Origin of the sequence: Bacillus sp. 220_BSPC (genome assembly GCF_001054655.1) — a bacterium.
In the GTDB taxonomy this organism is placed as follows: Bacteria; Bacillota; Bacilli; order Bacillales; family DSM-1321; genus Peribacillus; species Peribacillus frigoritolerans.
Genome location: NZ_JVPL01000246.1, coordinates 18,969 through 30,101, shown reverse-complemented (window position 1 = coordinate 30,101; position 11,133 = coordinate 18,969). Strand labels below are relative to the sequence as shown.

The 11,133-nt window shown below is 41.0% G+C and carries 14 protein-coding genes; 8 read left to right on the top strand and 6 right to left on the bottom strand.

Annotated elements, in window-relative coordinates; translation table 11 throughout:
- Positions 1-7: 7 nt before the first annotated feature.
- Positions 8-1,240, bottom strand: a complete 1,233-nt coding sequence (gene argJ, locus ADA55_RS19425) for a bifunctional ornithine acetyltransferase/N-acetylglutamate synthase (RefSeq protein ID WP_048686893.1) — start codon at positions 1,238-1,240, stop codon at positions 8-10.
- A 16-nt stretch (positions 1,241-1,256) separates the two neighbouring features.
- A complete protein-coding gene (argC, locus tag ADA55_RS19420) occupies positions 1,257-2,294 on the bottom strand; it encodes an N-acetyl-gamma-glutamyl-phosphate reductase (RefSeq protein ID WP_048686891.1) in 1,038 nt (345 codons plus the stop codon).
- 232 nt (positions 2,295-2,526) lie between these two features.
- Between argC and ADA55_RS19415 the strand changes: the two genes are divergently transcribed.
- On the top strand, positions 2,527-3,216 hold the full coding sequence (locus tag ADA55_RS19415; RefSeq protein ID WP_034314560.1) for a Crp/Fnr family transcriptional regulator: 690 nt from the start codon (positions 2,527-2,529) through the stop codon (positions 3,214-3,216).
- 224 nt (positions 3,217-3,440) lie between these two features.
- Here ADA55_RS19415 and moaA read toward each other — a convergent pair whose 3' ends face one another.
- The 3 genes from moaA to ADA55_RS19400 all read right to left on the bottom strand — a co-directional run bounded on the left by moaA (position 3,441) and on the right by ADA55_RS19400 (position 5,747).
- Positions 3,441-4,454 (bottom strand): GTP 3',8-cyclase MoaA, encoded by a 1,014-nt coding sequence (moaA, locus tag ADA55_RS19410; protein WP_048686889.1) that lies wholly within the window; start codon positions 4,452-4,454, stop codon positions 3,441-3,443.
- Positions 4,455-4,561: 107 nt separating this feature from the next.
- A complete protein-coding gene (locus ADA55_RS19405) occupies positions 4,562-4,870 on the bottom strand; it encodes a metal-sulfur cluster assembly factor (protein WP_034314562.1) in 309 nt (102 codons plus the stop codon).
- 88 nt (positions 4,871-4,958) lie between these two features.
- On the bottom strand, positions 4,959-5,747 hold the full coding sequence (locus ADA55_RS19400; protein WP_048686886.1) for an alpha/beta fold hydrolase: 789 nt from the start codon (positions 5,745-5,747) through the stop codon (positions 4,959-4,961).
- A 216-nt stretch (positions 5,748-5,963) separates the two neighbouring features.
- Here ADA55_RS19400 and ADA55_RS19395 point away from each other — a divergent pair, with 216 nt between their 5' ends.
- From ADA55_RS19395 to ADA55_RS19390, 3 genes are all read left to right on the top strand, one after another.
- A complete protein-coding gene (locus ADA55_RS19395; RefSeq protein ID WP_048686884.1) occupies positions 5,964-6,779 on the top strand; it encodes a Cof-type HAD-IIB family hydrolase in 816 nt (271 codons plus the stop codon).
- A 103-nt stretch (positions 6,780-6,882) separates the two neighbouring features.
- Positions 6,883-7,035, top strand: a complete 153-nt coding sequence (locus tag ADA55_RS30080; protein ID WP_164468789.1) for a hypothetical protein — start codon at positions 6,883-6,885, stop codon at positions 7,033-7,035.
- A complete protein-coding gene (locus tag ADA55_RS19390) occupies positions 7,035-7,226 on the top strand; it encodes a DUF3813 domain-containing protein (RefSeq protein WP_034314570.1) in 192 nt (63 codons plus the stop codon). Before ADA55_RS30080 ends, ADA55_RS19390 begins: the two co-directional genes overlap by 1 nt.
- A gap of 86 nt (positions 7,227-7,312) precedes the next feature.
- Here ADA55_RS19390 and ADA55_RS19385 read toward each other — a convergent pair whose 3' ends face one another.
- Positions 7,313-8,155: a YitT family protein gene (locus tag ADA55_RS19385; RefSeq protein WP_048686881.1), complete on the bottom strand. Its 843-nt coding sequence runs from the start codon at positions 8,153-8,155 to the stop codon at positions 7,313-7,315.
- A 156-nt stretch (positions 8,156-8,311) separates the two neighbouring features.
- Between ADA55_RS19385 and ADA55_RS19380 the strand changes: the two genes are divergently transcribed.
- The 4 genes from ADA55_RS19380 to ADA55_RS19370 all read left to right on the top strand — a co-directional run bounded on the left by ADA55_RS19380 (position 8,312) and on the right by ADA55_RS19370 (position 11,084).
- Entirely contained in the window at positions 8,312-9,175 is an 864-nt protein-coding gene (locus ADA55_RS19380; RefSeq protein WP_048686879.1) for a DegV family protein, read from the top strand.
- A 71-nt stretch (positions 9,176-9,246) separates the two neighbouring features.
- Positions 9,247-9,378: a DUF3941 domain-containing protein gene (locus ADA55_RS28740; RefSeq protein WP_072272565.1), complete on the top strand. Its 132-nt coding sequence runs from the start codon at positions 9,247-9,249 to the stop codon at positions 9,376-9,378.
- Positions 9,379-9,481: 103 nt separating this feature from the next.
- The gene (locus ADA55_RS19375; protein WP_034314577.1) at positions 9,482-9,973 is read left to right on the top strand and encodes a YajQ family cyclic di-GMP-binding protein; all 492 of its coding nucleotides are present in this window, start codon (positions 9,482-9,484) and stop codon (positions 9,971-9,973) included.
- 235 nt (positions 9,974-10,208) lie between these two features.
- Positions 10,209-11,084 (top strand): SDR family oxidoreductase, encoded by an 876-nt coding sequence (locus ADA55_RS19370; protein WP_048686877.1) that lies wholly within the window; start codon positions 10,209-10,211, stop codon positions 11,082-11,084.
- Positions 11,085-11,133: the final 49 nt, after the last annotated feature.

Here is an 11,133-nt window from a genome sequence, read left to right as displayed (position 1 = left end):
TCACCTCTTACGAACGATAGCTTCCGTTTATTTTCACATAATCATAGGTTAAATCGCAGCCCCATGCCGTGCCTGATTCATTACCATCTTTCAAATAAACATGAATGATGATACTTTCATTTTCCAAGTATGCTTTGGCTTCTTCCTCAGAAAACATAATCGGCTCACCGTCTTTAAGTACGACGATTTCACCAAAAACGATCGTTGTTTGATCCGGATTGAATCCCACTCCGCTTCTTCCCATTGCAGCTATGATTCGTCCCCAGTTTGCATCCGCTCCAAAAGCTGCCGTTTTCACAAGATTTGAACCGACGATCGTCTTCGCCATCATCTGTGAATCTTGTTTCGTATGCATGCCATGAACATTCACTTCTATCAGTTTAGTCGCACCTTCTCCATCTTTCGCAATTTGTTTGGCGAGGTTTTCGGAAGTTTGTTTTAATAATTCCAGGAAAATGGACCATTCTGGATGGTCAGGTGTCAAAGGTTCATTGTTCGCTTCTCCATTCGCGAGCACCAACACCATGTCGTTCGTTGAACAGTCGCCATCAACCGTGATTTGATTGAATGTATCATTGGTAATCGAGGATAATGCTTGCTGTAAATCATGCGGTTCAATGACGGCATCCGTCGTAATGAAACCTAGCATTGTGGCCATGTTTGGATGAATCATTCCCGAACCCTTTGCAGCACCGCCCATTTTCACGGTTTTACCGTCGATGATTGTTTCATAACCACAACTCTTCGTTACAATATCCGTTGTTAAAATGGCGGTACCGAAAGCTTCAGCAGCTTCAGGTGTATTTTCTGGCTGTAATGCCTCTATGCCGTTTCTTACTTTTTCCATTTCCATGAATTCCCCTATGACTCCCGTTGAAGCCACTGCAAATGAATGGTCCTCCAAACCGAACTTTTGAGCCGCAAGCTTCCTCATTTCATTTGCATCTTTTAAACCTTGTTCACCTGTACAAGCATTCGCACAAGCACTATTCACTACAATGCCGTGAAGTTTTCCAGTAACGGCAATACTGTCTTTCGTTACATTGATTGGAGCGGCTTGAACGACATTTTGTGTATAAACGGCCGCGGCTGAGGCTGGGACATCGGTAAAAATGATGCCAACGTCCTTTTTAGAATAGCGTAATCCTGCATGGACACCCGACGCTTTGAACCCTTGGGGCATTAAAATGTTTCCTTCTTGAATTTGTTTGATTTCTTCAACTGACTGTAGTGTATTCATTGGTTCCCTCCATAGTTTACGGATATAGCGGACTGTTCCATAGTCCAGCCGTTTCTTCTAGTCCCATTAATATATTTGCATTTTGAATGGCCTGCCCTGCGGCACCCTTCACTAAATTATCAATAACCGAAACCACCGTTACCTTACCTGTTCTTTCATCATAATCGACGCCAATGTCGCAAAAGTTCGATCCGTATACCTGTTTCGTGGATGGATAGCGATCAAGGGGCTGTACCCGGACAAATGGGTGGTTCTCGTAAACCGTTTCGTACAAATCCTTTAATTCAACATTTGAGGTTTCCCGATTTACCTTTATATACATCGTTGCCATAATCCCTCTTGTCATTGGAACAAGATGGGTATTGAAGGTAATGGGCTGTAAACCTGATGACCATCGCCCAAGCTGTTGCTCGATTTCCGGTATGTGCTGATGTTGATTCACCTTATATATCTTAAAGTTCTCATTCATTTCACTAAAATGGGTGACTGCAGAAGGTGATTTACCCGCCCCTGAAACCCCGGATTTTGCATCGATGATCACATCGGCATCCGCTCCGGCCAACCCTTCAGTGAATAAAGGGGCAAGACCTAATAGTGATGCGGTTGGGTAGCACCCAGGATTTGCAATGATCGTCGCTTTTTTTATAGCTTCGGCATTCCATTCAGCCAATCCGTATACGGCTTCTTCAATAATATGCTGAGGCGCTGCCGGCTTTTTATACCAGTTTTCGTATTCACCTGGAGTTTGAAGCCTAAGATCTCCTGATAGATCGATCACTTTAATATCGAGATCAGAAAATTCCGAAATCAATTGCGATGAAACGCCCGAAGGAGTTGCAAGAAATACAATATCGGATTTTTTTGCAATCGCTTCCGGGTCGATTTCTTCTAATGTATCTTTCATATGCATTAAATGTGCATTTTCTTCATATAAACTTCGACCAAATTGGGATGAAGTATGCAATGATTTTATTTTAAATTGCGGATGATTATTCAAAAACCTTATTAGTTCCATTCCTCCATAACCCGTTGCACCTACTATTGATACGTTCATAAAACCATCTCCTATAATTTCAGGTCCCTGTCAATCTTTGATTCTATTATTATAAGACTGAATAAAAATAAAATCAAATGTATTTTTATAAAATTATAAACATAAATTTCAAATGAAATATTATCCAACAAAATTCCTAGAATTATCCAAAGCTGTTGACTACTAGGGTTTTTTCCGTTTAAATCAAAGGTAGTAATTGAGTAATGACGGTTTCTGAAAGGTGGTCATATGCATGAATGAATTATCGTTATCCAATCGGATGCAAGCAATTTTAGATAATAAACAACAAATTAAACATATGGAAAAAGGGCGCTACCTTTTTCATGAGAGCACCCCAGCAAGTGATTTGTATTACATTATAAATGGGAAAGTAGAAGTGAGTAAGGTTGTTCCCGACGGTCGGGAATTAACTATACGCATTAGTTCGGAGAATGATTTGGTTGGGGAGACAGTCTTATTTTCTCAAAATCCTAAATATATGATGAATGCAAAAATGATGGAAGATGGTACTGTCGCGGTTATTTCCAAAGAAGCATTAGAAGAAAAAATCGCCTCCGATAGCCATCTCGCAGTCGAGATGATGACATGGTTATCCGCTCAAAACCGTAAAAATCAGGCTAAATTCCGCGATATGCTCCTGCACGGTAAGAAAGGTGCATTTTACTCCACCCTCATCCGTTTATCAAATAGCTATGGCACTGAAGCGGAAGACGGCAAAGTTATCAATCTTCCATTTACAAACCAAGAACTCGCCAATTTTTGCGGCACATCCCGCGAAGTAGTCAATCGAATGCTCGCTCAATTAAGGAAAAACAATGTCATCTCCATTAAAAAGGGCCGCATTACGATTCTTGACTTTGACTATTTGAAACAGGAAATCGACTGTGAAAACTGTCCAATAGAAATCTGTACAATCGATTGAATCCTTTCCCATAAAAAGCAGCAATACATAAAGCCTTAATGATCTTAATAATGAATGGAATTTATTTCAGTCTAATCCATCCCTAGGACCATTGAATTATTTTCATTACCTTGTATCCTAAATAAAAATGCATAAAAAAACGCCATTGACCGGCATCATGTCCTGACAACTATACAAAAAAGGGATGGCATAGCTGCCATCCCTTAATTTTTCATTCAAACGGATTATCCGCCAATGAATGACATTTCGATTTTTTCCTGTTTCTTCACCGTTCCCGCTGCCCGCTCATCCGAATAGCGGTCGTCCCTGCGGTTCCAAAGTGAAATGATGAACCCTGTCAATTCTTCATCGGTCATGTCGGAACGGAGCAATGACTTCAAGTCATGTCCCTTTCCATTAAACAGGCATGTATATAAACTTCCATTAGCAGAAAGACGTGCACGTGTACAAGTTGAACAAAAAGACTCGGAAACCGAGGTAATGAAGCCTACTTCTGCAGTAGTGCCCTTATAGCGGAAGCGTTTTGCGACCTCTCCAAAATAATCTTCTTCAACTGGTTCGAGGTCGAATTCGGTTTGGAGCATTGCAAGCAGTTCTTTTTTCGTAATGACATTCTTTAACTGCCAGCCATTTGTATGTCCGACATCCATGAATTCTATATAGCGTAATTGAAGGCCCTCATCTTTACAAAATCGGGCCAACGGCAGGATTTGAGATTCATTGGTTTCTTTTTTGACTACCATATTCACTTTAACGCCAAGCCCTGCTTCTTTAGCAGCAGCGATGCCTTCAATAACGGGCTTTATGCCGATATCCCTGCCGTTCATCTTCTTGAAAAGATCGTCATCGAGGCTGTCCAAGCTGATATTCACCCTCTGCAAACCAGCTTCCTTCAAATTTACGGCATGTTTTTTCAAGAAGACCCCATTCGTGGTCAGTCCAATATCTTCAATACCTTCAATTTTAACGAGATTTGAAATCAAAGTGGTAAGATCTCTTCGGAGTAATGGTTCCCCGCCAGTCAACCTTAGTTTTTTTACCCCTAAGCCTGCGAAGATTTTAGAAAGCCTTACAATTTCCTCATAAGATAATAGCTCACTTTTAGGCAGGAACTGAAAATTCTCGTGAAAAATTTCAGCAGGCATGCAATACTGGCAGCGAAAGTTACAGCGATCTATGACTGAAATCCTTAAATCCCTTAGTGGCCTGTCCAATGAATCTTTAATTTGACTGTTCAATTAACCACTCCTAGCCGAAAGTATTAGAAAAAAACCAGACCATAAAAAGTGGCTCCTTGAATGGGTTCACTTTTTTTGACTGGCTTTTCATTTCTATTACAGAGTTATTATTTGATACCTAATGCAATTTTAGCATATCTGGACATTTTGTCTTTCGTCCATGGCGGACTCCAGACTATCTTCACGTCCGTTTCCTTGACCTCGGGGATATCTTCCAGAACCAATTTAACTTGATCGACAATCGTCCCAGCCATCGGACAGCCCATTGCTGTCAATGTCATCGTAACGGTGGTCAGACCTTCCTCATCCATATCCACATCATATACCAAGCCTAAATTAACGATATCTATACCAAGCTCAGGGTCAATGACCTGCTCCAAAGCTCCAAGAATAATGTCTTTTGTATCTTGATCCACTTCAATCACTCCTTTTATGGAAAATCTCTAGTTTGTCGCTTTCATCATTATGTCCGTATAAGCATCATAACAGATTTTGAGTGAGTACTTAAGCATTTTGCACAGCAGACAGTAAATGTTTCGCGAACCAGTCCGCTGTCTTAAGCACTCCTTCTCTGCTGACCTTATGCCCAGCCTTAGGGTCAAGGATAAAATCAATTTTTTCATCTGCCTTGTCATACCCTGCTTTGACCCCTTCATAAAAACGGTATGCATGCTGATAAGGTACAACCGGATCTTTGGCACCATGCCAAAAAAGAAGCGGTCGGTCGCAAAGCTTATCCTGATTAAGACTCAAATCAAATGGCTTAAGCTGTTCAATCACCTTCGCAACTTCCTCATCGGTAGCTGGGAAATCAACTTTCCTTTTCTTAATCTCCTCCATTTGGAGCTCTGCATACGCGACATATGATGGGTTCCCCATTAAACTGACCCCGGCGGAAATCCATTCATAAGCAGCAAGGGCCCCATTAGTAACTATTCCCCCCATTGAAGTACCTGCCACGCCAATTCTGTCGGGATCAATCAATTTTCGGGATAATAAATCATCCTTCAGCAAAGATAAATCCTGGATTGTTTGTAAAACCATTTTCCAAAAACGGGGCATCATTTGAGAATCACTTAAACCGGCTTCCCTTTCCCCATGATGAATCACATCGGGTAGAAGCACACGAAACCCCTTTTCAGCCAATAAATAAGCATAGTGCAGATTATGTTCTTTTGCACTTTGAAAACCATGTATAAAAATAATAAGCGGCAATTCCTGATTGAAAGTGGCTTGTTCCCCTAAGTGCAAGACAGGAATTTGCCCAATTCGTTCTTTTTCAATTATTATCAAGTTAACCCCTCCGAATAATTTGTTCCGGTCTTTTCAATCTATTACCAAAATGGAATTCATTACCTTTAAATCTGAGCTTCGCTTTAATTATCATAATCCTGGATATAGTAATATCATACAGGAATGCATAAAGAATGAAAAAGATTTACATTTACTTTAAAATAGGCTTAACAATATTTGCATATAATGAAATCAAAAAGAACAGAAGGTGTGTACATGACTGAGAAACATTTAATCGTATTGGATCTTGATGGTACTTTACTTACAGATAACAAAACAATTTCTTCAAGGACTAAAAAAACACTCCTAAAACTTAAAGAAGATGGACACGAGGTTATGATCGCCACCGGGCGCCCCTTTCGCTCAAGTGAACTTTATTACCGGGAACTGGGGCTGACTACACCAATCGTTAATTTCAATGGCGCTTTCGTCCATCACCCATTACATACAAGCTGGGGGGTATACCACTCTCCACTGGATATAAATGTTGCGAAAGAAATTGTCGAAGCGTGTGATGATTTTACATATCATAACATCATCGCTGAAGTCCGGGATGAAGTTTATGTCCATTATCATGATGAAAAGTTGATGAACATGTTCAATCTAGGAAATCCGATCATGAAGACAGGTGATTTACGCAATTACCTTCAGGATTCCCCAACTTCGATGCTGATTCACACAGATAGTGAATTCGTAGGGCAGATTCGCCAGCATCTATCCGATGTCCATGCAGAATTGGTCGATCACCGCCGCTGGGCAGAGCCTTTTCATATCATCGAAATAATAAAAAGCGGGTTAAGTAAAGCCGTAGGGCTAAAACGCGTATCCAACTATCTGGAAATTCCTCAAAACAGGATAATCGCTTTCGGTGATGAAGATAATGATTTGGAAATGCTCGAATATGCGGGAACCGGGGTGGCCATGGGAAATGCGATCTCACCAGTAAAAACGGTAGCAAATACGACGACATTGACGAATGAAGAAGATGGTATAGCCGTCTTCCTCGAAGAAAAATTCAATATGAAAGCCTAATCCGTCATTTTTTACCTTCATAATATTCAACTTTCAAGCCAAACTAATATGGACAACAGATCTATTCCGTTGTCGACAACGCTCAGAATCGGAGGAGATAAGAATGGGTAAAAGCAGTAAATCTAAACGATTTGTACAGCAGGGCAAAGAAAGTGTTGCCAGGCATGCCGAAAAAATCCCTTATCACACTACGTTTGAAGAGGCAGAAAAAGACAGGTTAAGAATTATGTCTGAACAAAGCTATGGTGGCTTCTAATGGGAAACAAATTATTCCAAAAGGCTAGGGAATTTGTTGAAGAAGCTCTCCACTCTGAGCATGACGGTGACCAGCATAAGACAGAGGAAATCGCTAAAAACGCTCTTTCATCAGCCTTTGCCAATACGAACGAGGCTGAAAAAGAACAATTGCGAGAACTCCAGCAAGAGCTGGAAAATCACTCTAAATAATGTGAAAGCCTCCAGGGATTCCTGGAGGCTTTCGCTTTGTTTTTCATCTTGTAATAGAAGTGCAATGGCCTTGATTTTTATTAATATCATTCCCTGCGGAAAGTCCCAACAATTCCTGACGTTTCTATGATGTTTGTGAATGCGTGTGGATCCACTTCCTTGATGATCTTTTCAAGGTCATACAGTTCATACCTTGTAATGACAATCAATAACATTTCCTTAGTTTCGTTAGTGAATGCACCTTTTGCGGGAACCCTTGTAATTCCGCGAACTAATTTAGCATGGATTGCCTGTTTAAGCTCTTCGCTTTTCTTTGTAATGATCATGGCCGTAAGCTTTTCATGACGTGTATGTATCGCGTCCACGACACGGGTCGATGTATAAAGGGTAACAAGTGTATACAAAGCTTTTTCCGGTCCATAAACAGCACCTGCCGTTACAATGATCACGCCATTCAGCAGAAATAAATAAGTCCCTACAGGTTTATCCTTCTTCCGTGAAAGAAGCATGGCGATAATATCCATTCCGCCAGTCGATGCTCCGTATTTCAAGGTGATCCCCACACCAACTGCAGCTATGACTCCGCCAAATACCGCATTCAATAATATGTCAGGTGACCAGCGTGTAATCGGGATGATTTCCATAAAAAAGGACATCAAGGCAACGCTGAGGAAACTATAAAAAGTGAAAGACTTTCCTACCTTTCGCCAAGCAATGATCGTTACTGGAATGTTCAATAAAAGCAAGAGAATACCTGTCGATACATTAAAAGGAGCAAAAGATCCAATCATCCTCGATAGAAGCTGGGCCACTCCGGTAAATCCGCTTGCATATACGTTTGCCGGTATTAGAAAAAAGTTCATTGCGATGGCATTAAGCAATGCCCCGACCACAACTATGATAATTTTCTTCATTTCACCACTGTACATCCTAAAAACCTCCATTTCACCCTTATTCTATTATCTTTTTACCCTTAATTATTTATTCTATTTACGTAGAGATTGAATTTTTACCGTTACGTGCTACACTAAAAAGTAGAGTGACCACTCATTTTCTAAAAATTGTAAAAAGAAAGCAGGTGTATTATGGCTATCACAATTCTTGCAGATAGTGCATGTGATTTGCCGTTGTCTTTCTATAAGGAAAACAATGTTTCATTAATCCCTTTACAAGTCCATCTTGACGGGGAAACTTATGAAGATTTACTTACCATTAATTCTCACGAAGTCTATCAGGCGATGCTTGAAGGAAAAGCCCCGAAAACATCGCAAGCTTCTCCAGAATACTTTATAGAACTTTTCACACAGTTTGCCAAGGAGAAAAAACAAGGGATATATATAGCCTTTTCCTCTGAGTTATCAGGAACATATCAAACGGCAGTCATGATTCTTAATCAGGTGAAGGAAGAGTACCCTGACGTTGACATTGATATCGTCAATACAAAATGCGCTTCCATGGGCGTCGGTTTAATTGTAAAGAAAGCAGCCGATCTTTCAGCAAACGGTGCCACTAAAGAAGAAATCCTGGCTGCCATAGAATTCCAAACCCGGCATATGGAGCATCTATTCACTGTAGACAACCTTGAATATCTGGCCCGTGGCGGCCGCATCTCCAAGACATCTGCCCTTGTTGGCGGTTTATTAAACATTAAACCGTTATTGCATGTTGAAGATGGGAAGCTTGTTCCGCTTGAAAAGATACGCGGCAAAAAGAAATTGATCAAACGTGTAATCGAATTAATGCACGAAAGAGGCAAAAACTTAACTACCCAAACGATTGCCATCAGTCATGGGGACGATGAAGCAACGGCCCTGGAATGGAAGGAAGCCATCCAAAATGAATTCGGGACAACCGACTTCATGATCCATACAATTGGCTCCGTCATCGGTGCGCATGCCGGCCCTGGCACAATTGCCCTCTTCTTCTTAAACGATACCCCTGAGAAATAATAAACATACATACTCCCTTCCATAATTGTGAACAATATATATTGATCAGATAATGGAAGGGAGTTTTCACTATGTCCAAAACAACCGATGACAATAAAAGGCCAAAAGATAACCAAGCGAGAAATGCTGAAAAAAATATCGCATATCAGGAAAACCTTGCTGCAGGTAAGCACTCCTATTCGAAGAAAACGGACCATAAATGAAGCGTGGGGCTTGTCCCCCCGCTTTTTTAATATCGTTTATATAGTTGTCTTCCTATCATACTTTCTCTATAATAAAGGAAATAAACCCTGCTGGAGGTAAGTGATGGCAAAGGAAAATTCATTTGATATTGTTTCGAAAGTAGACTTTTCAGAGGTAACGAATGCAGTTACCATGGCAATGAAGGAAATACAGACACGCTATGATTTTAAAGGGAGCATAAGCAGCATCACCATTGATAAAGAAGACTTGGTTTTAGTATCCGACGATGAATATAAGCTCGAACAGCTGAAGGATGTTCTCATCAGTAAACTCATAAAACGTGACGTACCCGTCAAGAACCTGGATTATGGCAAATTGGAAGGAGCTTCTGGCGGGACCGTTCGCCAACGGGCCAAGTTAATTCAAGGCATCGATAAGGAGCAAGCAAAAAAGATCAATACCATCATTAAAAATAGCGGCCTTAAAGTGAAAAGCCAGATCCAGGATGATCAAATCCGGGTTACCGGTAAGAACCGGGATGATTTACAAGGAATCATTTCCGCGATTCGGGGCGCTGATCTGTCCATTGATGTACAATTCTTAAATTACCGCTAAGTATGAAGACCTCACCTGCTTTGGGTGGGTCTTTTTTCATTTGTTTCAACTGCCTCCGTCAGCGCTCATCCTCCCTTTTCTTATGAATCGCCTTCATGGAACATGGAAAGACTAGTCATGTTCCCTTCAGTTAAAACATAAACCAAAACTTTTATGGGTATTTTTTCCATGTTTTCTTTTTCCTAAAAGAAGGAATAGAAAAAGCGTAGATAATTAAATGGGAGGCGTTTATATCTTGACTACTCAAAACCAAAATCAGAACAAACAAGGATTTCCACCTCAACATCAGCAGCATCAACCTGGATTGGAAACAAAAATGGAACCTAATCCTGATTCAGTTAAAGCTGCCTACAAAGGAAGCGGCAAATTAAAAGGTAAAACGGCAATCATAACGGGAGGAGACAGCGGAATCGGAAAATCAGTTGCCATTTACTACGCTAAAGAAGGAGCGAATGTGACAGTTGCATACCTGGATGAACACGAGGATGCCAAAGCGACAAAAGAATTGATCGAAAAAGAAGGCCAGAAATGTTTACTCATTTCCGGTGATATCGGTGATGAAGCATTCTGCCAGGAAGTCGTCAAAAAAACGGTTGATGAATTTGGCGGTTTGGACATTCTAGTCAACAACGCCGGGGAACAGCATGTGCAGACAAGTATCCTGGACATTTCAGCTGAACAATTGGAAAAAACGTTCCGCACGAATATTTTCTCGATGTTCCACTTAACTAAAGCTGCATTGAAGCACCTTAAAAAAGGAAGCAGCATCATTAATACAACCTCTATCACAGCCTATCAGGGCAACCCAAAACTAATCGATTACTCTTCAACTAAAGGTGCAATACTTGCATTTACAAGAGCCCTGTCGAACTCCATTTCAAAAGATGGCATCCGAGTTAATGGTGTTGCGCCTGGACCGATCTGGACACCGTTGATTCCTGCCTCATTCGGCGAGGAGGATGTTGCCAAATTCGGACAGGATACTCCAATGGGCCGTGCAGGTCAGCCTGAGGAATTGGCACCAGCCTATGTATATTTGGCAAGTGATGATTCATCCTATGTCAGCGGACAAGTCATCCATGTAAACGGCGGGACCGTTGTTAACGGATAAGGCCTCACCTTTTTTCCAAAAGCAGTGGATTTCATAAATTGAAATCCAC